Origin of the sequence: Cupriavidus sp. AU9028 (assembly GCF_019795295.1) — a bacterium.
GTDB lineage: Bacteria > Pseudomonadota > Gammaproteobacteria > Burkholderiales > Burkholderiaceae > Cupriavidus.
In genome coordinates, this window is sequence record NZ_JAIMCG010000023.1 from 1 (window position 1) to 22,076 (window position 22,076).

Sequence of the window (22,076 nt, forward strand, 5' to 3'; positions counted from 1 at the left end):
CCGGCAAGCCGTTCAAGGTGGCCGTTACCGCCTGCATGCGCAAGCTGCTCACCGTGCTGAACGCCATGATGAAATCCGGGCAGCCATGGCAGGACAACACGCCCGCTTGACACGGTTGCTCTCCCGCAAGCGGGAGAGGGGAGAACACCGTGTCATGGCGCAGACCAGCGGTTCGCTCCCCTCTCCCACATGGTGGGAGAGGGGCCGGGAGAAAGGGCCAGCGGGCGCCCCCTGACACGCCAACCCTGGCCAGGCGATCGATTGGCAAAACCGGTTCGGCCTCCTATTCTGGCATCCACAAACGCGAGATGCCGCCGCGCGGCAGCGCCGGCGCCAGCAGAGGGGGGCAACATGCCGAAGAACCTGGCGGTATTTTTCGATGGCACCTGGAACGAGCCGAACGACCGCACCAATGTCCATGCGCTCTATCGCGCCGCGACCGACAACGACCATCAGGACACCCGCTATATCGAGGGCGTGGGCACCAAGGGGCAGGGCCTGTGGTCGGCCATCGACCGCCTCGCTGGAGGCGCCTTCGGCGCGGGCCTGTCGGCCAATATCCGCGAAGGGTATCAATGGCTGTGCCAGCGCTATGCGCCAGGGGACCGGCTTTTCCTGTTCGGTTTCAGCCGGGGCGCCTATTCGGCCAGAAGCCTCGCTGGCATGATCCGCAACTGTGGACTGCTGCGCGAGCCGGACCGCGACGGCGTGGCGGAGGCCTATGCGCTATACCGCGACGACGACGGCCCGGACGCGCCGGGCGCGCTGCGCTTCCGGCAGGCGCGCTCGCACGAGACCGACATTCATTTCCTTGGCGTCTGGGACACGGTGGGGCGGCTTGGCATTCCGGTCGACGGCATCAGCGTGCCCGGCTTTTCGTCCTTCTATCGCTTCCACGATGCCGAACTGAGCAACCACGTGGTGCACGCCTATCAGGCGCTTGCGACCAACGAGTTCCGCAAGCCCTATGCGCCGACCTACTGGACTCGCAAGCCGGCGTCGACGCCGCGCCCGGCCGACCGGCCCGTCGAGCAGCGCTGGTTCGTCGGCGCGCATTCCGACGTGGGCGGCGGCTACGAGGACGGCGCGCTGGCCACGCTGCCCGGGCGATGGCTGCAATGGAAGGCGATGCAGGCCGGCATGCAGTTCGATCCGACCGCCACCATCGCCATGGACTACGACCGCTGCGTGCCCCACGACTCCTGGGGAGAGTTCAACGCCATCGCGCGCTTTTTTGTCGAGCGCGAGGCCCGCCACTGGGACGGGACCGCGCTCGGTCTGCAATGCGACCCCCGGTTGCGCCAGCGCCTGCAGGACTCGGATCTGCTGCAGAACGAGCCGCAGTTGCGCAAGCGCATTCTCGAGTTGCCGGACGGGGACACGGTGCCGGCATGAATGGCAGGAGAGGCCAGCCCGCCAGCGGGGGGCCGGCCGTCGCCGCTACTCGGCCTCGATGCGGGCTTCCTTGACGACCTTGCCCCATTTGGCCAGGTCCGACGCGATCAGCTCGGCGTACTCCTGCGGCGTGCCACCCTGGATCTCGATGCCTGCCGCTTCCAGCTTGGCGCGTACCTCCGGCTGCTTGAGCACCGCATTGATCTCGGTGTTGAGCCGGGCCACCACTTCCTTCGGCGTGCCGGCCGGGGCAAGGAAGCCGCCGTTGGTCGCCGCGTCATAGCCCTTCAGCCCCTGTTCCTGGGCGGTGGGTACCTCGGGCAGGGCGCGGGAGCGGTTGCGGCTGGACACCGCCACCGCGCGCACGTTGCCAGAGGCGGCCTGCTGCTTGATCGCGCTGATGGTGTCGATGAACAGCACGGTGCGCCCGGCAATCAGGTCGGGGTGCGCCGCGGACGAGCCCTTGTAGGGAACCAGCACCATCGGTGCGCCGCTGACCATGCGGAACATTTCCGCCGCCATTTCCTGCGCGCTGCCGCGGCCGGACGTGGCGACCTTGGCCTCGGCGGGATTGGCCTTCATCCAGCTGACCAGCTCCGGCACCGTCTTGACGGGCAGCTTCGGCGTGACGGCGAACACCAGCGGAATCTCGTGCGTGTAGACGATCGGCTGGAAGCTCTTCTGCGGGTCCCAGCCCAGGTTCTTGAACAGGTACTTGTTGATGTTGTGGCTGCCGCCGACGATGCCGATGGTGTAGCCGTCCGGCTTCGCATTGGCCAGCACGGCGGTGCCGAGATTGTTGGACGCGCCGGGGCGATTCTCCACCACGAAGGGCTGGCCCAGCTTGACCGACAGCTTCTCGCCCACGACGCGGGCGATCAGGTCGATGCCGCCGCCGGCCGGCGCGGGAACAATGATGGTGACCGGGCGCGCCGGCCAGGTCTGCGCGGAGGCCGCGCCGGCGGCGATCAGCAGGGCGGCGGGGATGGCCAGCGCGGCCTGTATGGTCTGTATGGTGCGGGTGATGCGCATGGTTGTCTCCTGTGAATCCTTCGGTGGTCGGCGCGGGGGCCCTTCGGTCGACTCGGGTCGACTCTGCGAGGGGCAGTCCCCGGCGCGCGTTATCCGCGACCGACGAACGGCATATTGGTCGCCATCACGGTCATGTTCAGCACGTTGGTCTGCAGCGGCAGCGAGGCCATATGCCGCACCGCATCGGCGACATGGCGGGCGTCCATCATCGGTTCCGGCGCAACGGTGCCGTTGGCCTGCAGCACGCCCCGCGTCATCCGTTCGGACAGTTCGGTCAGTGCATTGCCGATGTCGATCTGGCCTGCGGCGATGTTGAAGGCGCGGCCGTCCAGCGCGATCGACTTGGTCAGCCCGGTGATGGCGTGCTTGCTGGCGGTATAGGGGGCGGTGAACGGGCGCGGCGTGTGCGCGGAAATCGAGCCGTTGTTGATGATGCGCCCGCCCTGCGGCGACTGGCGCCGCATCAGCCCGAAGGCGGCGCGCGCACAGAGGAAGGCGCCGTTCAGGTTGATGTTGATGACATTGAACCAGGTCTGCAGCGGCAGCTCGTCCATCGGCACCGCGGGGGCGTTGATGCCGGCGTTGTTGAACAGCAGGTCCAGGCGGCCGAACTCGCGTTCGATGGTATCGAACAGCGTCTGCACGCTGTCGGGGTCGGACACGTCGGCCGGCATGGCGACGGCGCGCCAGCCCTGTGCGGCCGCTTCCGCGGCCAGCGCCTGCAGGGGCTCGGGGCGCCGGCCGGCCAGCACGACGGTCCAGCCGTCTGCCAGCAGCGCCAGGGCGGACAGGCGGCCCACGCCGCTGCCGGCGCCGGTGACAAGGGCGATTCGTTCGGTAGTGCTCAAGCTGGTCTCCTCCGGTAATCGGTTCGGGTTCGGTACGGGCCGTGTCGCACATGGCGCCTGGCCGCGCCGTGCCGGTTCGACCTGTCAGGTGGTCAGGCTCATGGTGGGGCGGTCACCGGCCAGGGCCTGCGCCACGCTGTCCAGCACCATGCGCGCCATCGCCTCGCGCGTCTCCCAGGTCGCGCTGGCGCGGTGGGCCTGCAGCGTAGTGCGGTCGGACTGGCGCAGCGCCAGCGGCACGCGCGGCTCGTCGACGAAGACATCCAGCCCCGCACCGGCGATGCTGCCGGCGGCGATCGCCGCTTCCAGGTCCGCTTCGTTGACCAGCCGGCCCCGCGCCACGTTGACGAGGAAGCCGCGCGGCCCGAGCGCGTCCAGTACCGCGGCATCGACGATCCCCTCGGCCTTGTCGGCGGCCGCGCAGAGCACCAGCGCATCGCTGACGCGCGCCAGTTGTACCAGATCCGGCACGAATTCATGCGGTAGATCGGCCATCGGTGCGAGGTCGATATAGCGGATCGTGCAGCCAAACGCGGCGGCGCGCACCGCCACCGCCCGGCCGACCCGTCCCATGCCGACGATGCCCACCTTCATGCCGCTGAAGCGGCGTGCCAGCGGAATCGCGCTCGGCTGCGGGAAGCGCTCCCACTGGCCGTCGCGCACGAAGCGGTCGCCCGCGCACAGGTTGCGGCACGCCGCGATCAGCAGGCCGATCGCCAGGTCGGCGACATCCTCGGTCAATGCACCGAGGGTGGCGGTGACGGGCAGGCGCCGCTCCCGGCAATAGGCAAGATCGACCGCATCGGTGCCCACACCGTTGACGGCTACCACTTTCAATGCCGGCAACTGCTCCAGCATCGCCCGCGAGATGCCGGTATGCCCGCCGGTAATCACGGCTTCGATGGACGGCCCGTGCTCGCGCAGCCATGCCGCCGGATCGGCGATCTCGAACAGCCGGTGCACCTCGTACAGCGCGGCGAGCTCTTCATTGGCGGCGGGAATCAGGATGGGATTGAGCTGCAGGATCTTCGGCTTCATGTCGGCTTGCCCGTGGCGTTGTTCGGCGTTGTGGATGGTGTGGATGGCTGCATGGTATGAACCATTGATTGACAAGGCAATATTGATATATAGAATCAACATAAAATAAATTCGACGAGCCTTGTCATGCGTTCCTGGATATCGATGGAAGAGGCCTGCCAGCGCCTTGGCGTGCGGCCCCAGACCCTCTACGCCTATGTCAGCCGGGGCAAGATCGAAGTCTCGCCCGACCCCGGCGACACCCGGCGCAGCCTGTATCGCGCCGAGGACATCGCGACGCTGGCCCGACGCAAGCAGGCGGGTCGCAAGCACGAGACGCTGGCCACCAACACGCTGTTCGGCGCCGAACCGAGCATTCCCACCGCGCTCTCCACCTTCGTGCGCGAGCGTCTGTATTACCGCGGCCAGGATGCGGTGGCGCTGGCTGGCTCGGCCACGCTGGAAGAGGTGGCCCGCCTGCTGTGGGACGCCGCGCAGCCGGTCGACTTCTCTTCGTCCGCGCGCACCGCCTCGCCGGGGCGCGTGGCGGCATTCCGTGCGCTCGGCACGCTGGCCGCCTCGGGCCATTCCACCCATGGCAGGATGACCAGCGTGCTGCAGCTCGAAGGGCAGGGGCTGGTGGGACAGCTTGCCAACGCGTTCGGTGCGCAGCCCGGGCAGCAGCCGCTGCATCTGCGCTTCGCCCATGGGTGGAAGCAACCGGGGCGCGTCGCGGAGCTGCTGCGCATGGCGATGGTGCTGCTCGTCGACCACGAGCTGACCAGTTCCGCCTTTGCCGCCCGCATCGCCGCATCGACCGGAGCCTCGTTGCCCGCCTGCCTGCTGGCTGGGCTCACCACCTTGTCCGGTCCGTTGCACGGCGATGCCTCGGTGCGCGTGCGGGCGCTCTTCAACGACGTGGAACGGCAGGGCGGGGACCAGGTCATCGCGCACTATCTGTCGACCGGCATGCCGTTGCCCGGCTTCGGCCACCATCTCTACCCGGAAGGCGATCCGCGCGCCGAGGCGCTGCTGGCGCGCTTCGAGCCGCCGGAGATCATTGCGCGATTCATCGACCAGGCGTCCGGCTTGACCGGGCTCAAGCCCAACATCGATGTCGCGCTGGCGGCATTGGTTGCCCATTGCGGCCTGCCCGACGATGCCGCCTTCGCCATGTTCGCCACCGCGCGCAGCATCGGGCTGCTCGCCCATAGCCTGGAGCAATTGGGAGTCGGGCAGGTGATTCGCCCGCGCGGGCGCTATGTCGGCATCCTGCCTGCGGCGGTGCCGGCACGCTGAAAGGGAAAACCGCCTGAGCGGTGCCGATGTCAGACTCGGACGGATGACGGTGCGCGGGGGGTCCTTCCATACTGGGCCATTCCGCAACCGATCCACGCCGCGTTGCCGGCGTGCAGCGAACCTGATGACGCAATCCTCCGAGCAATCGCCGGGCAAGACCCGGCACAAGCGCCTGGGAGGCTGGCTCCCTCCGGACGAGTCGGCCGCCGCCGAATTCCGCGCGCGCCTGAGCGAGGCGGCGCAACACAGCGGCGACCCGAAGGCACAGGCCGTGCGCGGCCTGCACGACCTGCTGCGCAACGACGCCGCGCTGCGGCTTGGCATGACCAATGCCATCGACGAGGCGCTGGACTGTGGCTATACGCTCGGCTATCGGGACATCGACGGGCTGGTGCGAATCCTCGACTACCTGATGTCGTATTCGCCCCCGTTCAGCGACAGCAGCATGGTGGTCTGCCCGTTCAACGCGGTGGTGGACTGGCCGATGTGCATGCCTTCCGGGTACCAGGTGTTCCGCCACCCGGCCTTCAATGCGCATTTGCGGCATGTGCTGGACTCGTGGTCCGCCTTCCTCAGCGGCCCGCATTCGCGCGGCCATCTGAACACCGAGCCGCCCAACGGCTGGTTCAGCCCCGAAGCGGACAAGAAGATCGGGCTGTCGCAGTTCCTGACGCACCCGGATCTGCCGTACTGGGGGTTCCAGTCCTGGAACGACTTCTTCACCCGCCGCTTCCGGCACGGCCAGCGGCCGGTGGAGGGCGCCGGCGATGACGGCGTGATCGTCAGCCCGTGCGAGGCCAAGCCCTACGCGTTGCGCCGCGATGTCGCGCTGGTCGACGACTTCTGGATCAAGAGCCAGCCGTACTCGCTGCGCGACATGCTCGGCCACGCCGAGGAGGAACTGGCGCGCCGCTATGTCGGCGGAACCGTCTACCAGGCGTACCTCAACGCGTACAGCTACCACCGCTGGCATGCGCCGGTCAGCGGCACGGTGGTCCGGGCCTACAACATCGCGGGAACCTACTTCTCCTGCTCGGAAGCGCAGGGCCGCGACCCGGACGGGCTGAACGACTCGCAGGGCTACATCACGGCGATGGCGACCCGGGCAGTGATCGTGATCGATACCGGCAATCCCGCCGTTGGGCAGATCGGCTGCGTCTTCGTCGGCATGGGCGACGTCTCGTCCTGCGTGGTGGAAGTAGTGCCCGGCCAACGGATCCAGAAGGGCGAGGAACTGGGCTACTTCCAGTACGGCGGCTCGACGATCTGCGTGCTGTTCGAACCGGACAAGGTGCCCGACATCGCTTGCGACCCGAATCGGATCGAGGATCCGCCGATCGTCAAGGTCAATACGCGGCTCGCGTCGGTGTAGGGCGCCCGGCGGGATATTGGGTTCTTTCGCTCGGTCCGAAAGTCATGGAAAACTGGACCAAAGGGCTTCAACGTTTGCTGTTGCAAAACTGTGACGGTGTGCGTCCCAGCCGCCGCTTCGAATGCCTCTCTGTTACCATTTGTACATAAAGTAACAATTTGTAAGGTACGGAGAGGTCATGAAGTTGCGGAGCATATCGGTTGCCGGACTCTGTCTGGCATTGGGGGCCTGTGCCACGGTCACGACGCCGCCCAAGGCGGCAGAAGCCACGGCGCCCCGGCAGCAGCAAATTGCTGCCCAGGAAGCAGCGTCGCTGCCCCCCGTGCGCCAACTGAAGCGAAAGATCGCCATTGGGCGCTTCTCTAACGAAACCCGATATGGCCGGACGTTCTTCACGGACAAGGCCGGTGATCCGTTGGGCAAGCAGGCGAGTGACATTCTTGCCAGCCGACTGGTGGCATCCAAGCGGTTTCTGGTATTCGAGCGTCCGGATCTGGGGCGCATCCAGGCGGAACAGTCCGTGCAGAAGGATAGCCAGCTGATCGGCGTCGATACCCTCATCCTCGGTTCGGTCACGGAGTTCGGGCGTGCCACGACTGGCAAGGACGGTTTCCTGAGCGGCACCAAGATACAGACCGCGCATGCGAAGGTTGAGCTTCGACTGGTCGACGTAAAGACCGGTCATGCCTTCTTCTCCGCCACCGGCGCCGGCGAGGCGTCCACCGAGTCGGGCCAGATTGCGGGCTTTGGCAGCAAGGCCGATTACGACGGCACCCTAAACGACAAGGCCATCGCCGCCGCCATCTCGGATGTACTCGGCCGTCTGATGACGAAGCTCGAGGAGCGCCAATGGAAGACCGATATTCTGAAGGCTGATGCTCGCACGGTGTATATCTCCGGCGGCGCCCGTCAGGGCATCCGTGTCGGCGATCAATTGCAGGTGTACGAGGCTGGAGAGCAGGTCAAGAGCGCACAGACCGGGTTCCAGATCTCGCTGCCGCCGAGGCCGGTGGCGAAGCTTCGGGTGCAATCCTCTTTCGGGGACAGCGAGACCAACGAGGGCTCGGTCGCCGAGCTGGTTTCGGGCACCCTGCCAAAGTCCACCGCCAATCTGTTCGTCGCCGAATAAGGTACTTCAATGAAACGCGTTCTGCTGGCGGCATGCGTGCCGCTGATCCTGGCCGCCTGTGCGCTGCCCAACTCCTCTGTCCATAGTGGTCAAGGGCGCCCAACCTTGCGCGTCATTGGCGCCCCTGCGCAAGCGGTGCTCTTCGTCGATGGTATGCCGATGGGCGAGGCCGGCGCCTACGACGGCGTCCAGTCGGTGCTGAAGATCGAAGAAGGTCCGCATCGTATCGATATCATGCAAGGCGGCCGTCCGCTCCTGACCCGTAGTGTCTTTGCCTCGGGCGGGGAGTTGGTCAGCATTGAAGTCTCGTCGGGGCAGCAGCCATGACGTTGACGCGTTCCGTACTCCTGCTTTCTGCCATGTCCGCACTCGCGGCTTGCGCACCACAGTCGAAATACGCCTGGGGCTCGTACGAGCCTGCACTGTATGCGTACTACAAGACCCCGGGTGCTGCTGCGGCATTTGCCGAGCAGTTGAACCAGTCCATTGCCACGGCTGAAGAGTCGGGCGCCAGGGTTCCTCCCGGCATGTATGCCGAATACGGATACATGCTGCTGGAGCAGGGAAAAGGCAAGGAGGCTGTCGCCTTTTTCGAGAAGGAAAGGTCCGCATGGCCGGAATCAGCCCGCTTCATGAACCGGATGCTGCAAAGCGCGCAGACGCTGGATCAGCGTGACAAGGGCGCCGCGAGCCATGTTTCCGCGGCGGTCGGCGATGCGTCCGCCCAGGGCGGCAAAGGACAGTAAGGAACGGATATGGTGAATCTTCAGTTCTTTCGCTTGCCTGCCTTGCTGGCGCTGGCTGCCACCCTCGCTGCCTGCGTGCCCACTCCCAAGCGGTCGGATTACACGGCATTCCGCGCGGAGCATCCGCGTTCGGTCCTGGTTGTGCCGGTGGTCAACCGTAGCGTGGAAGTCGATGCGCCGGACTACTTCCTGTCCACCATCTCTCGTCCCATTGCCGAACGCGGCTATTACGTGTTCCCCGTGCACCTGACCAAGCGGATCATGGAAGACGAGGGCTTGTCGGACGCCGATCTGGTGCACAGCAATGATCCTGTGGTGCTGGCCAATATGTTCGGGGCCGACACCGTCATGTACATACGGATCGATCGCTGGGACTCGCGCTACATGGTGGTCCAGACCACGACGACGGTAGAGCTGGACTACACGCTCAAGAGCGGGAAGGACGGCCAGACCCTGTGGACGCACCACGAGCAACTCGCGTACTCGCCCAACAACAATTCAGGCGGCGGGCTTGCCGGCCTTATCGTTGCCGCTGTCGCAGCCGCGATCGAGAAGGCAAAGCCGAACTACATTCCGTTGGCGCAAACCGCGAACTTCAATGCGGTGGGGCGTGTCGGGCTTGGGCTTCCGGCAGGACCGTACGATCCGAAGTTCAAGGCGGACATCGCCGAGTTCTGATCCGGAGTGGCAAGCGTCGCGCGGCGGGCTCCAGGGGGCTTCAGTCACCCCCGCTCGCCTGTTCGACGAAGCGATGCAGCTCCGCCTCCAGCGCCTCGCAGCGCCCCACCAGGCGCTGCTGTTCCAGGGCGAGGCCGACATCGCCCGCCTGGTTCGCGGCGGCAAGGGCCGCCTGCGCGGTCGCCATCCGCTCGTGCAGCCGCCGGATCGTGGCCCACAGCGCCGTCTCCAGCACCTCTTCCTGGTGTTCCTGCAGCGCCATCCGGGTATAGCCATGGCCGGTATGGCAACGGTACCGCGCGGGTTTGCCCGCCACCGACCAGAGCGTGCCGCCGCATTCGGGGCACGTCAGCGTGGAGCGCTTGCCCATCTCGTCCAGTTGGGCGATGGGCGCGGCGCCATACCTTGTCATGTCGGTTTCCCATTCGATCTGCCTGCGCGTTGCCATGGCTGGCTCTCCCTGCAATACGCTTGCCGATAGTGCCGCGACGATCGCCGATGCCAGTTCGGCGGCTGGCGCGACGGCGTCGACGGCGGTCGCATGCATCGCGCTGGAAGGCATCGACGGGGCCACGGCGTCCAGGGGCTCCTGCACGATCGCGTAGCCGCCGCAGGCCCTGATGGCAACCAGCCCCGCAGCGCCATCGTCCAGTTCTCCGGTCAGCACGACACCCACGGCCCGCTTGCCGTACTCCACGGCGACTGCGCGAAACAAGGGGTCGGCGGCCGGCCGTGTGAAGTTCTCCTTGGGCCCGTGCGACAACTCGATGCGGCCGTTGCGCACCAGCATGTGGTGGTCGGGCGGCGCAATGTAGACCGATCCCGGGACGACCGGCTCACCCTGCGCACCATGGCGGACCTGGAGCGCGGTGTGGCGCGACAGGATCTGCGGAAGGATGCTTTCGTACGCCCCGATATGATGGACCAGCAGTACTGCCGCCGGCAGGTCGGCCGGCAATCCGCCAAGCACGGTGCGAAGTACATCCAGCCCGCCGGAGGAACTGGCGAGGGCAATGATGTCGCGTTGCGGCATGGACGCTCCTGTGCTTGCGGGAGTTTGACTCACGCAAGTTGCGGGCCCGCTGGAAGGGCCCGCCGCCATCTCTCTCCCTCGCCAACGGCGCCACTACCGATCTCACGGGCCGGTTTCAATCATGTGCTCGATGCGGATGGGCAGCTCTCGCACCCGCTTCCCGGTGGCGTGATACACCGCATTGGCGACCGCGGGGGCGACGCCCACCAGCGCGATCTCGCCAAGGCCCTTGACGCCGAGGTCGTTCACATGTGGGTCTACTTCGTCGACGAAATGCACCTCGAGCATCGGGATGTCGAGATTGACCGGCACCAGGTAGTCCGCCATGTGAGCGTTCACCGGCCGGCCATCACGCGGGTCCAGCGCCGTGCGTTCCATCAGTGCCATGCCGATGCCGCCCACCATGCCGCCGCTGCATTGGCTGGCCGCCAGCCTTGGATTGACGATGCGCCCGGCGGCGTAGGCGCCCACGACGCGCCGCACCCGGATCGTCCCCACATCGGGGTCGACCGCGACTTCGACGAACACCGCGCCGAAGGCGTGCATCGAGAACCGCTGGTGCAGGGCCGCGTCGGGTCCCGCCGTGGCGACGGCCTCGATCGCTTGCGCGCCGCTGCTGCCGGCGCGCCGCTGGTCCAGGGCGGCAAGGCACGCATTTCGTACTGCCGACCCGACCGAGGCCAGCGTCATCGAGCCGCCGTGCGGCGGGGTGGGGGGGAAGTCGCTCGCGCCCAGCCGCAGTCGCACGCTGGCAAGCGAAAGACCGAGCGTCTGCGCCGCGATCTGCGTCATGGACGTGTAGGTGCCCGGCCCCATGTCGCTGGCGGCCGTTTCCACCTCCGCCGTTCCATCGGCGAGCAGGCGCACGCGGGCACTGGCCTGGGCGTGAAACACCGGGTAGGTGGCCGCCGCCATCCCCCAGCCGATCTGCATGCGGCCGTCGCGCATCGAGCCGGGAGGATGGGAGCGGCGTGACCAGCCGAACGCCTGCGCGCCACGTTCGTAGCAGGCAAGCATGGAGCGGCTGGAGAACGGCAGTTGCCTGCCTTCATCGACCTGAGGCTCGTTGATCCGGCGCAGCGCCAGCGGGTCCATGCCCAGTGCGCAGGCCAGTTCGTCCATGGCGCACTCGAGGGCGAAGAGGCCGGTCGCCTCGCCGGGGCCGCGCATGAAGGTCGGGGTGCCGGTGTCCAGCGGCACCACTCGATAGCGGGTCTGCACGTTGGGGCAACTGTAAAGATAGGAGGTCGCCGAGGTCAGTGCCTCGACGTATTCTTCGTGCCGGCTGGTCTCCCCGCTGCCCTCATGAACGATGGCGGTCAGTCGGCCCTGTGCGGTTGCGCCCAGCGCAATCCGCTGCAGCGTGCGGGGGCGGTGTCCGGTCAGGTGGAACATCTGGCGCCGCGCCAGCACCAGCTTGACCGGACGATCCACTTCCCGCGCCGCGACCGCGGCCAGCGTCACGTGGGGCCACGTCCGCAGGCTGGTGCCGAAGGCGCCGCCGACGAAGGGGCAAACGACGCGGACGTGATCGACCGGAATGCCGAAGATGGCGGCGATCTCGGCCTGCTCGTTGACCACGAACTGGCTCTTGCTCCATAACGTCAGCCGGTCGCCATTCCAGGCGGCGATGGTGGCGTTGGGCTCGATCGGGTAGTGGTTCTCGCGCGCGGTATCGAAGGCAACATCGACCTTCACTGCCGCCTCGGCGAGTGCGGCCATCGCTTCCCCGCGTTGGCGGTCCGCGGCGTGTGGCCCCGGTTCGCGCAGGGCCTGGGGGACCACCGCTTCGGCGCGCGGATCCAGCGGATCGCAGACCGGGCCCTGCGCGGCGTACCGCACCCGTACCAGCGCGGCGGCGAGCTCGGCCTGGGCCTGGCTTTGCGCCACCACGAGTGCAATCGGCTGTCCATAGAAGCGCACCACGTCGTCCTGCAGGACATGCAACCGCTCGCCGCCGGCTGGATCGATGAAGCCCTTGTGAGGCGCATAGGCGAGGCGAGGCGCGTTCCGGTACGTGAGGATCGTCAGCACCCCTTGCAGCTGGCGCGCCGCGCCGTCATCGATCTCGAGTACGCGGCCCCTTCCCACCGATGCGCCGACGATGACGGCGTAGGCCTGCCCTGGCTGATCGAAATCGGCGGCGTAGCGGGCGGTGCCCGTCACCTTTTCGCGGCCGTCCACGCGCGCGATGGGCTGGCCGATATGGATTGCGCTCATGACCGTTCTCCCGCGAGCTCAAGTGTCCGAATCACCGTTCGCCGCAACAACTCGACCTTGAACCGGTTGCCGGGCAAGGGAGACGCGTCGGCAATGCAGATCGCCGCGGCGGCCTCGAAGCTCGACCGGTTGGCGGGATGTCCGCGCAGCCAGGTTTCGGCCGCGCGCATGCGCCAGGGGCGGGTACCGACACCCCCGCAGGCCAGCCGTGCGCCGGCGATGACGCCATCTCGCACCTGCAAGGCAGCGGCAGCCGAGACCAGCGCGAACTCGTAGGATTCGCGGTCGCGCACCTTCAGGTAGCGTCCGGTGGTCGACCACGGCAGCGGTGGCACGCGGATCTCGACGATCATCTCGCCCGGCTCCAGGGTGTGCTCCAGGTGCGGCGTATCGCCGGGCAGCCGGTAGAGCGCCTCGACGGGAAATTCGCGCTCGCCGTGAGCGCCTCGTACCCGCACCGTCGCGTCCAGTGCCACGAGGGCGACGGCGAGATCGGAGGGATGCGCGGCACAACAGTGTTCGCTGCGCCCCAGGATGGCATGGCCGCCGTGCCGCCCTTCGTTGGCCGCGCAACCGGAGCCGGGATCGCGCTTGTTGCAGGCGGCGTCGAGCATCCGGAAGTAGGGGCACCGTACCCGCTGCAGCAGATTGCCGCCGATGCTTGCCATATTGCGCAGCTGTGGCGTGGCGCCCTCGACGATGGATTCGGCGATGAGCGGATGCAGCCGGGTGACGAGGGGGTGGGCTGCCACGTCGGCCATCCGTGCGAGTGCGCCAATGGCCAGCACGTCTGCGTCGATGCCGATCTGCGACAGCGGCAGGGCATTGATGTCGACCAGCCGCACCGGCTGTTCGACGTGCTCTCGCATCAGGTCCACCAGTGTGGTGCCGCCGGCAATGAAGCGGGCGCCCTGTGCCGCCGCGCGCAACGCGTCGGCCTCGGAGCGGGCGGTCTCCAGCGTGAAGGGCATCATGGCAGCTTCCTCCCGCCGACCTCGGTGATGGCGGCCACGATGCCTGGATATGCGCCGCAGCGGCAGATATTTCCGCTCATCCACCAGCGCACATCCTCGGCACAGCCTGCATGCCCTTCGCCGATGCACGCCACCCCGGAGAGGATCTGACCCGCCGTGCAGAAGCCGCACTGGAAGCCGTCGTGGGCGATGAACGCCGCCTGCAACGGGTGCAGCTCGCCGTCGGGCTGCGCCAGGCCCTCGATGGTGGTCACGTCGGCGTCCGCGTAGAGGCCCGCCAATGCCAGGCAGCTATTGATGCGCCGGCCTTCGACCAGCACGGTGCAGGCCCCGCAGGCGCCCTGGTTGCAACCCTTCTTGGTGCCGGTCAGGCCAAGCCGGTCGCGGATGACGTCAAGCAAGGATTCACGCGGATCGATTTCCATCTGGTGGCGGGCGCCGTTGACCGTCATCCGCAGCGACAGCGTGGCGGGAGTGTGGGGGGTGCCGTGGACCGGCGCAGACGGGGGGGACGTGGAAGAAGGGGCGTCGAGGTGAAGCGAACCGGCGGCCTCGGGCCGCAGCGGGACCGCGTCGGGAAGCTCTGGACTGGACATGGACGTTCCTCTCTGGTTGGCCCGGGATTCCGGTGCCGATTGGCGTCAATGGACACGAGCGGGCGCAGGGGAGGCGGCGCTCGTCCTGACAGTAGGAGGCGCACGGCCCGGCCGATAGAACAGGATTGCTGCGGGTCTGCCGATCTTGCTTCGCCTCGAATCCGCTTCACCAGGGACGCTTGACGTGCGGTCCCCCTCTAGCGGGTCGTTTACAACGAGGGAAGCGCTTCATATGCTGGCATGCGAAGCGAGCGGAGGCTGGGACGGAACTCACCGCGAGCACGAGCCGATGGGGGACTTTCGATGCGATTGGCAACCAACTCTCCCCAGATCGACACCCAGCTTCCGGTCCCGCCGGATGTGAGCAGCATCGGCAGGCCGTGGGGCGGCGTCACCGTTCAGATTCACCATTGGCGCGCGGCAGGGTCGGTGATCTCCCCTGCGCTGGACCACGACATCCTCGCCATGCGGCTGGCCGGCCATGCCGCACTGGAGCAGCGGCGCCTGGGCAAGATCCATCGCAGCCTGGTAGTGCCGGGCAACCTTGGGCTGCATCCTCGCCACGTGGAATCCCGCTGGAGCTGGGATCGGCCAGGTTCGATCGTGGTCTCGCGGATTCCACAGAGCCTGCTGATCGAGGCGGCCGAGGTTGTGCTGCGGCAACCCGGTGAACAGCATGTGCTGTGCAATTGCTTCGGGGTGCGCGACGCGTTCGCGGAAACCGTGCTCTTCACGCTGGCGCGGGAGATCCAGCTGGACGCCCATCCCGCGCAACGGTTGATCGCCGAATCGCTATCCTGTGCGCTGGCAGCGCATCTGGTGTATCGGTTCAATGTGCGGCACGCCAACGCCTGCGCGTCCGTCAAAGGACTGCATCCGCGCGCGCTGGGCCGGGTGCTCGACTTTCTGCACGAGTCGACCGGCGCCGTCTCCCTGCAGGACATGGCCGACATTGCACAGGTCAGCCGCTTTCACTTTGCCCGCATGTTCAAGTTGAGCACCGGCGAAACGGCGATGGCTTACCTCGAGCGGATCCGCTTGCTGCGGGCGCGAGAGCTGCTGCTGAGCGGGGAGTATTCGGTGGCGTCGATCGCCGCGCAGCTGGGCTTTGCCGATCAGTCCCACTTCGGCCGGCGATTTCGCCGATATTTCGGCTGCTCCCCGCGCGAATATGGGCAGCGGGAACCCTGGGCCGGTCGGAAAGGACCGCCGGAGGGACCGGCCTTGCCACAGGGATGGCGGCCCGCCACATTCGGGGCGGTAGTCCCTCCGCAGTGGGAAAACTTCGTCAGGCGCGAGCAATAAAGTAGGATATAGCCAGAGTTGCGCAGATTATTGCGCCATGAACGACGTGTTCGCTTGGCCATCGATGCGCAATAAAGTATGATTATTGTAAGTTATCCTACTATGATGCTATGCGAAGTCTCGCCGACATTGCCAGCTTCCTTCGGGACCGGCTCCACGTCTCAAGAGTCACGCAACGGGTACTTGGGGAGGAGGCCGGCATCGCCCGCCGCACCCTGACCGCCGTGTTGAGCGGCCAGGCTGACTACAAGGTGTCCACGCTGCTCTCGGTGCTCGACCGCCTTGGCTACGAGATCGCCATTGTCCCCAAGGACGCTGCCGCCGGACTCGCCGCGCCGCCCGGCTTCCAGCCGACGCAGCCGGCAGTCAAGACCGTGGTCGCCTCCGCGCGCGAGCGCCTGCAGCAGACGGCGCCTTCCTCCTCCGACCAGGGGTCGTCGCAGCAATGAACGTCAAGGCCCTCGGCATCTTCATCGGTCAGGCCCAGCGGGTCGGCGTGCTGTTCCAGTACCGGCTCGGCGACACGCAGATCGTCAATCGTTTCGTCGCCGACGATGCGTTTGCCAACCTGGCGGGCGCGCCGACGCTGTCGCTGTCGATGCGCGCTGCCGACCCTGCCCACCAGAAGGCGCTGTGGGGCGACGTCGGCTCGGTGCTGTTCAATGGCGCATACAGCCCGGCCAACGGCTGGCTGCTGCCGCCGTTCTTCCAGAACCTGCTGCCCGAAGGCGTGTTCCGCGACCATGTCGCCGCGCAGCGGCACTGTGATCCGAAGGACCATTTCGAGATGCTGGCGGCCTGCGGCCGGGATCTGCCCGGCAACCTCTACGCACTGCCGCTGCAGCTGAGCCGCGACGAACTGGCGCACTACGTCACCCAGGACGCGGATTCGCTGGAGATGTCGGTGACGGCCGAGCCGATGGAGAGCGGGGTATCGCTGTCGGGCGTCCAGCCCAAGGTCGGGGTGATCTACGAGGGCGGCCGCTATGTCGGGCGCACGCGAATGCAGGACACCCACATCATCGCCAAGCTGCCGGTGGTCGGCCAGCCGCTGCTGCCGGAGCTGGAGGAACTGTCGCTGCGGCTTGCCGCTGCCGCCGGCGCGACCGTCACGCAAGCGCGGCTGGCGCCGCTGGAGCAGCTGGCCGTCGAGCATGGTTATGACCTGGGCGATGCCGACCGCAGGACCAACTTCCTGGCGGTGACCCGCTATGACCGCGCGCCGGGTGGCAGGCGTGTCCATACCGAGGACTTCGCCCAGGTGCTCGGGGTCGCGCCGGAACAGAAGTATGTGGGCGGGTCGTACCTGGATGTCGCCTCGGTGATGATGGCCGCGCCCTCGCTGGGCGAGCCGGCCGTGCACGAATTGCTGCGCCGGATCGTCGTCAACGAAATGCTGGGCAACCCCGACATGCACCTGAAGAACATCGGGCTCTGGTATCCGGATGGCGTGACGCCGCAACTGCCGCCGGCCTACGACATCGTCGGCTATGCGGCCTACAACCGGCGCGTCGGTCATGCGCTGCATATCCTGCCGGCGCAGTCGTCCGGCAAGCCAAAGATGCCCGTCCGCGAGGCGCGCGAGGGCAATGCGGCCAAGCCGGGCCTCGGCCCGCTGGTGCTGCGGCGGTTCTGCGCCGAGCTGGCGATCCCCGAAAAGCCCGCCGCGAAGGTGCTGCGCGACACCGTTGCCGCAGCAGCCGCCACCTGGCCGGCGATGATCGCCGACTCCCTGCTGACCGTGCAGCAGAAGACCCGGCTGCTCGCGCATTTCGAGAGCCATCCGCTGGTGGAGTCGCTGCTAAGGCGCAAAAGGAGCGCGTCGGCCCGGGCCTAGCCGCTTTCCGGCGGTTGGCGACTGGCGCTTGCCGTTGCCCGCTAGGGACAAACCCGTCCCGCCGCCCCCGCGATGCACATGCCGTTGCATACTGTCCCGCCACGGCCAGGGCGCCGTGGCACGCCGGACGCACCGTGCCGACGTCCTGACGAACCTGTCGGCTGGCCACGCCTGATCGACAGCATACAAAGGAGACAACATGCAACGACGCCAGATCCTGCGCCTTGCCGGCGCCGCCTGCGTGGCGAGCGCCGGCGGAATGACCGCCACGCGCCTGTTCGCCGCGGACGAGTTTCCCAACCGTCCCATCCGGCTGATCGTGCCCTATGGCGCGGGCGGCATCACCGACCAGATCGGCCGGGCACTGGCGGACGCGGCCGGGCGCGAGCTTGGCCAGTCCATCGTGGTGGAGAACAAGCCGGGCGTGAGCGGCACGCTCGGGGCCACCCAGATGGCAACCAGCGAGCCCGACGGCTATACGCTGTCAATGGCGCCGGTAGTGATCTTCCGCCTGCCGCACGTGCAGAAGATGCGCTACGACCCGCTGAAGGACCTGACCTACATCTCCATGATCGCCGACTACAACTTCGCGGTGGCGGTGCGCACCGATGCGAAGTGGAAGACGATGGAAGAACTGGTAGCCGAGGCCAAGGCGTCCAGCCGAGGCATCTCGTACGGCACCACCGGTATCTATGGCAGCCAGCATCTGACCATCTCGGAACTGGCGCGCATCACCCAGTCGAACTGGACCCATGTCCCCTACAAGGGCGACGCCGAGGCCATTACCGCGCTGCTGGGCGGCCAATGCGACGTGGCGATGCTGACCAACACGCTGCTGCCGTACGTGAAGAACGGCCAGTTGCGCGTGCTGGCGGTGCTGTCCGAGAAGCGCGCCCCGGATTTTCCCGATGCGCCCACGCTCAAGGAAGTCGGCTATCCGGTCTGGTCTAACTCGCCGTTCGGCATCGTCGGGCCGGCCGGCATGAAGCCGGAAGTCGTGCGAAAGCTCGATACCGCCTTTCGCAACGCCCTGAAGGACAAGAGGCTGCTGACGGTCACGCAGCAGTACGGCATGTCGACCAATTACATGGGGCCGGAACAGTACACCGCGTATGCGCAGAAGGCCTTCAAGAGCGAGGGAGAGATCATCGCCCGGCTGGCCGAGGCGATGAAGAAGCAATGACGACGCCATAGCGGGCAGGGGGACCGGATGGCCGGGCACCGTACGTTGTTCGGCGCTGTCGCTTGCGGTGTCGTTGGCGTACCGTGCGGAACGTGCGGCCGATCGGACAGTCAACTGGACGACTGGCCCGACCAACGACCGAACAGGAGAAACGACCATGAAGGCGATCATCGTGCGATCCCCCGGCGGACTGGACAAGCTGGAGCTTGCCGAGCTGCCCGATCCGGGCCAGCCCGGCCCCGGGCAGATCCGGGTGGCGCTGCATGCGACCTCGCTGAACTACCACGACCTGCAGGTGGCGGACGGGCGCATTCCCACCGCGGACCGGCGCGTGCCGATGGCCGATGGCGCCGGCGTGGTCGAAGCGGTGGGCGAAGGGGTGACGCAGTTCAGGCGCGGCGACCAGGTGGTGTCCTGCTTCTTCCCGCAGTGGCCCGACGGCCTGCCTTCCGGTCCGGTCGGCAACTTCCGCGGCACGCCGGGCGACGGCACGGACGGCTTTGCGACCGAATACGCCGTGCGCGCCGCCACCGATTTCACGCTTGCGCCCCGCGGATGGAGCCACGCCGAAGCGGCGACCATCACCACCGCGGGACTGACCGCCTGGCGCGCGCTGGTGGTCGACGGGCAGCTCAAGGCCGGCAGCACCGTGCTGGTATTGGGCACCGGTGGCGTGTCGATCGCCGCGCTGCAGATTGCCAAGGCCATGGGCGCGCGGGTCATCGCGACCTCGTCCTCGGACGACAAGCTGGCACGGGCGCAGCAACTGGGCGCGGACGATGTCATCAACTACAAGACCACGCCGGAGTGGGGCAAGCGGGTGCTCGAGCTGACCGGAGGCGCCGGCGTGGACCACGTGGTCGAGGTGGGCGGGCCAGGCACGCTGGCGCAGTCGATCCAGGCGGTGCGGGTGGGCGGCCATATCGCGCTGATCGGCGTGCTGACCGGACGCCAGGGCGATGTCCCGACCGCCGTGCTGATGGCAAGGCAGGCCCGCCTGCAGGGCCTGATCGTCGGCAACCGCCGCGAGCAGCAGGACTATGTGCGCGCGCTGGAGCAGACCGGCATCCGGCCAGTGATCGACCGCAGCTTCGGGCTGGAGCAACTGGCCGAGGCCTTCCGCTTCCAGCAAGGTGGCGGGCACTTCGGCAAGGTGGTCGTCGAGTGGTGACGATTGCGCCCGCAGGGCCGGGCGCCACCTCTGCATCGCTGCCGGCAGCCGTCCCTAGCGGCCCTCGAATTCCGCCTTCAATGCCGCGCCGTGCTGGTCCAGCACGGGAGGGTTGCGCACCGGCAGCGGCGCCGCATTTTCGCCCAGCTTGATCGGATTGCCGGCCACGCGAAGGGACTTGCCCTGGCCAATGTCGATGTCGACCAGCATGCCGCGCGCGTGTACGTGCGGGTTGTCCAGCAACTGCGGCACGTTGTTCAGCGGGCCATGCGGCACGCCGGCGCGCTCCAGGATCGCGGCCCACTCGGCGGTGGTGCGGTCCGCCAGCCGCGCCTCGATGCTTGCCTTCAGTTCGAGATGATGCTCGTTGCGCCCCGCCACGGTGGCAAAGCGCGGATCGTCGATCCACTCCGGCCGTTCCATCGCTTCGCACATCCGTGCAAACAGGCTGTCGTTGCCGACCGCGACGACGATAAAGCCGTCGCGCGTGGCGAACAGATCGAACGGCGTGATGGACGGATGCCGCGTGCCCAGCGGCGCCGGTATCTGCCCGGTGGCGGAGTAGCGAGCGATGGGGTTCTCCAGCAACGCGACCTGGCAGTCGAGCATGGAGATGTCGACCCGTTCGCCGCTGCCGCTGCGCATGCGCTGGATCAGTGCGGACTGGATGCCGATGGTGGCATAGAGGCCGGCGCCAATGTCGCCGATCGACACCCCAACCCGTGAGGGATTGCCGCCCAGCTCGCCGGTCACGCTCATCAGGCCGCCCATCGCCTGCACCACCATGTCATAGGCCGGACGGTTGCGATAGGGGCCGGTCTGGCCAAAGCCGGAAATCGACGCATAGATCAGCCGCGGAAAGCGCGCGTGCAGCGCTTCCCAGCTGTAGCCGAGCTTGTCCATCACGCCGGCGCGAAAGTTCTCCACCAGCACGTCGGCGCTGGCCAGCATGGCGTCCAGCACCGCGCGGTCTTCCGGGTTCTTCAGGTCCAGCGCGATCGACTCCTTGTTACGGTTGATCGAGGCGAAGTACGCCGACTGCCCGTCGACGAACGGGCCGACCTGGCGGGAATCGTCGCCGCCCTCCGGATGCTCGACCTTGATCACGCGCGCGCCGAGGTCGGCCAGCATCATGGTGCAGTAGGGGCCGGACAGCACGCGCGTCAGGTCGACCACGGTGATGCCGGCCAGGGGCAGGGCGGAGGTGTTGTTCATAAGGCTTGCCTGCATCGTCAATCCAGTTTGGCGCCGCTGGACAGCACCAGATCGATGCCGATCTTGCCTTCCCGCTCCGCATATTGCTTGAACTCCGCCACCGAGGAGGAGACCGCGACCTCGTCGCCCTGCGCGAGGAACTTGCGCTTCAGGTCCGGGTTTGCCATCACCTTGACGGTCGCGGCAAACAGCTTGTCGACAATCTCCGGCGGCGTCTTTGCGGGGGCGAACAAGCCATACCAGGCGCTCAGGTCATAGCCCTTGACGCCGCTCTCGGCGATGGTCGGATAGTCGGGGTTGGCCGGCGAGCGCTCTGCCGATGTCACCGCGATGGGTATCACCTTGCCGGTCTCGATCATCGGCTTGATCGACGGTGCGGTAGCGAAGGTCAGCTGCACATCGCCCGCGGCCACCGCCTGCGCCGAGGGCGCGCCGCCCTTGTAGGGAACGTGCGTCATCTGCACGCCGGCCAGCTTGCTGAAGTGGACGCCAGCCAGATGCGTGATCACGCCATTGCCCGAGGAGGAGTAATTGAGCGCGCCGGGCTTTGCCTTCGCGCGCGCAATCAGGTCGGCGACGCTGCGGATGCCGCTGTCCTTGTTGACCGCGAGCACCAGCGGCGCCGACACCAGGCGCGTGATGGGAATGAAATCCGACGGCTCGTACTTGATGGTCTTGTAGAGCACCTTGTCGCTGCCCATCACGCTGGCGGTGGCCAGGTACAACGTATAGCCGTCCGGCGCCGCGCGCGCGACCGTCTCGGCCGCGATGGTGGTGCCCGCACCGGGCTTGTTGTCGATGATGACCGGCTGGCGCAACTCCTTGCCGAGGGCCTCGCCATACAGGCGGGCGGTATTGTCCGCGCCGCCACCGGCGGGAAAGCCGATCACGATGCGGATCGGGCGGCTGGGGTAGGCGCCCTCCGATTCCGCCAGGGCCGTCCCCATGCCGCCGAGGGTGGCCATCACGGCCGCGAGGGCGGGCCATGCGGCGGCTGCTTTTGTGCGCGTCTTCATATCGGTGTCT

21 protein-coding genes and 1 pseudogene are annotated in these 22,076 nt (G+C 67.2%); 13 read left to right on the plus strand and 9 right to left on the minus strand.

Annotation, left to right across the window (positions count from 1 at the left end):
* A pseudogene (locus K6V06_RS19315) lies at positions 1-110 on the plus strand (IS110 family transposase); the annotation flags it as partial.
* A 241-nt stretch (positions 111-351) separates the two neighbouring features.
* Positions 352-1,395 carry a DUF2235 domain-containing protein gene (locus K6V06_RS19320; RefSeq protein ID WP_222245756.1) on the plus strand — a complete coding sequence of 348 codons (1,044 nt, stop codon included), beginning with the start codon at positions 352-354 and terminating at the stop codon, positions 1,393-1,395.
* Positions 1,396-1,440: 45 nt separating this feature from the next.
* Here K6V06_RS19320 and K6V06_RS19325 read toward each other — a convergent pair whose 3' ends face one another.
* From K6V06_RS19325 to K6V06_RS19335, 3 genes are all read right to left on the minus strand, one after another.
* Positions 1,441-2,427: a tripartite tricarboxylate transporter substrate binding protein gene (locus tag K6V06_RS19325; RefSeq protein ID WP_222245757.1), complete on the minus strand. Its 987-nt coding sequence runs from the start codon at positions 2,425-2,427 to the stop codon at positions 1,441-1,443.
* 89 nt (positions 2,428-2,516) lie between these two features.
* Positions 2,517-3,275, minus strand: a complete 759-nt coding sequence (locus K6V06_RS19330) for an SDR family oxidoreductase (RefSeq protein ID WP_222245758.1) — start codon at positions 3,273-3,275, stop codon at positions 2,517-2,519.
* An 84-nt stretch (positions 3,276-3,359) separates the two neighbouring features.
* Positions 3,360-4,313, minus strand: a complete 954-nt coding sequence (locus K6V06_RS19335; protein ID WP_222245759.1) for an NAD(P)-dependent oxidoreductase — start codon at positions 4,311-4,313, stop codon at positions 3,360-3,362.
* 126 nt (positions 4,314-4,439) lie between these two features.
* Here K6V06_RS19335 and K6V06_RS19340 point away from each other — a divergent pair, with 126 nt between their 5' ends.
* From K6V06_RS19340 to K6V06_RS19365, 6 genes are all read left to right on the plus strand, one after another.
* Positions 4,440-5,591: a citrate synthase family protein gene (locus K6V06_RS19340; protein WP_222245760.1), complete on the plus strand. Its 1,152-nt coding sequence runs from the start codon at positions 4,440-4,442 to the stop codon at positions 5,589-5,591.
* 124 nt (positions 5,592-5,715) lie between these two features.
* Positions 5,716-6,963 carry a phosphatidylserine decarboxylase family protein gene (locus K6V06_RS19345; protein ID WP_222245761.1) on the plus strand — a complete coding sequence of 416 codons (1,248 nt, stop codon included), beginning with the start codon at positions 5,716-5,718 and terminating at the stop codon, positions 6,961-6,963.
* Positions 6,964-7,141: 178 nt separating this feature from the next.
* Positions 7,142-8,092 carry a CsgG/HfaB family protein gene (locus tag K6V06_RS19350; protein WP_255581967.1) on the plus strand — a complete coding sequence of 317 codons (951 nt, stop codon included), beginning with the start codon at positions 7,142-7,144 and terminating at the stop codon, positions 8,090-8,092.
* Between the two features lie 9 nt (positions 8,093-8,101).
* A complete protein-coding gene (locus K6V06_RS19355) occupies positions 8,102-8,419 on the plus strand; it encodes a hypothetical protein (RefSeq protein WP_222245762.1) in 318 nt (105 codons plus the stop codon).
* Complete coding sequence (locus tag K6V06_RS19360) at positions 8,416-8,838, plus strand: DUF4810 domain-containing protein (RefSeq protein WP_222245763.1); 423 nt, start codon at positions 8,416-8,418, stop codon at positions 8,836-8,838. Before K6V06_RS19355 ends, K6V06_RS19360 begins: the two co-directional genes overlap by 4 nt.
* A gap of 9 nt (positions 8,839-8,847) precedes the next feature.
* Positions 8,848-9,516 (plus strand): GNA1162 family protein, encoded by a 669-nt coding sequence (locus K6V06_RS19365; RefSeq protein WP_222245764.1) that lies wholly within the window; start codon positions 8,848-8,850, stop codon positions 9,514-9,516.
* A 40-nt stretch (positions 9,517-9,556) separates the two neighbouring features.
* Here the strand turns inward: K6V06_RS19365 and K6V06_RS19370 are convergent, their stop codons facing one another.
* The 4 genes from K6V06_RS19370 to K6V06_RS19385 all read right to left on the minus strand — a co-directional run bounded on the left by K6V06_RS19370 (position 9,557) and on the right by K6V06_RS19385 (position 14,339).
* Positions 9,557-10,549, minus strand: coding sequence for a chemotaxis protein CheB (locus K6V06_RS19370; RefSeq protein ID WP_222245765.1), 993 nt, complete (start codon positions 10,547-10,549; stop codon positions 9,557-9,559).
* A gap of 102 nt (positions 10,550-10,651) precedes the next feature.
* Positions 10,652-12,769, minus strand: coding sequence for a xanthine dehydrogenase family protein molybdopterin-binding subunit (locus K6V06_RS19375; RefSeq protein WP_222245766.1), 2,118 nt, complete (start codon positions 12,767-12,769; stop codon positions 10,652-10,654).
* Positions 12,766-13,743: a xanthine dehydrogenase family protein subunit M gene (locus tag K6V06_RS19380; protein WP_222245767.1), complete on the minus strand. Its 978-nt coding sequence runs from the start codon at positions 13,741-13,743 to the stop codon at positions 12,766-12,768. Before K6V06_RS19380 ends, K6V06_RS19375 begins: the two co-directional genes overlap by 4 nt.
* Positions 13,740-14,339 (minus strand): (2Fe-2S)-binding protein, encoded by a 600-nt coding sequence (locus K6V06_RS19385; protein WP_222245768.1) that lies wholly within the window; start codon positions 14,337-14,339, stop codon positions 13,740-13,742. Before K6V06_RS19385 ends, K6V06_RS19380 begins: the two co-directional genes overlap by 4 nt.
* A 303-nt stretch (positions 14,340-14,642) precedes the next feature.
* Between K6V06_RS19385 and K6V06_RS19390 the strand changes: the two genes are divergently transcribed.
* The 5 genes from K6V06_RS19390 (at position 14,643) to K6V06_RS19410 (ending at position 19,835) form a co-directional block, all read left to right on the plus strand.
* A complete protein-coding gene (locus K6V06_RS19390) occupies positions 14,643-15,644 on the plus strand; it encodes an AraC family transcriptional regulator (protein ID WP_255581968.1) in 1,002 nt (333 codons plus the stop codon).
* A 110-nt stretch (positions 15,645-15,754) separates the two neighbouring features.
* Positions 15,755-16,093 carry a hypothetical protein gene (locus K6V06_RS19395; protein ID WP_222245770.1) on the plus strand — a complete coding sequence of 113 codons (339 nt, stop codon included), beginning with the start codon at positions 15,755-15,757 and terminating at the stop codon, positions 16,091-16,093.
* Positions 16,090-17,481, plus strand: coding sequence for a type II toxin-antitoxin system HipA family toxin (locus K6V06_RS19400; RefSeq protein WP_222245771.1), 1,392 nt, complete (start codon positions 16,090-16,092; stop codon positions 17,479-17,481). Before K6V06_RS19395 ends, K6V06_RS19400 begins: the two co-directional genes overlap by 4 nt.
* Before the next feature lie 199 nt (positions 17,482-17,680).
* On the plus strand, positions 17,681-18,664 hold the full coding sequence (locus tag K6V06_RS19405) for a tripartite tricarboxylate transporter substrate binding protein (RefSeq protein ID WP_222245772.1): 984 nt from the start codon (positions 17,681-17,683) through the stop codon (positions 18,662-18,664).
* 157 nt (positions 18,665-18,821) lie between these two features.
* Entirely contained in the window at positions 18,822-19,835 is a 1,014-nt protein-coding gene (locus K6V06_RS19410) for an NAD(P)-dependent alcohol dehydrogenase (protein WP_222245773.1), read from the plus strand.
* Positions 19,836-19,889: 54 nt separating this feature from the next.
* Here K6V06_RS19410 and K6V06_RS19415 read toward each other — a convergent pair whose 3' ends face one another.
* Both K6V06_RS19415 and K6V06_RS19420 read right to left on the minus strand, forming a co-directional pair.
* Entirely contained in the window at positions 19,890-21,050 is a 1,161-nt protein-coding gene (locus K6V06_RS19415; protein WP_222245774.1) for a CaiB/BaiF CoA-transferase family protein, read from the minus strand.
* 17 nt (positions 21,051-21,067) lie between these two features.
* Positions 21,068-22,066 (minus strand): tripartite tricarboxylate transporter substrate binding protein, encoded by a 999-nt coding sequence (locus tag K6V06_RS19420; protein WP_370637511.1) that lies wholly within the window; start codon positions 22,064-22,066, stop codon positions 21,068-21,070.
* Positions 22,067-22,076 lie beyond the last annotated feature (10 nt).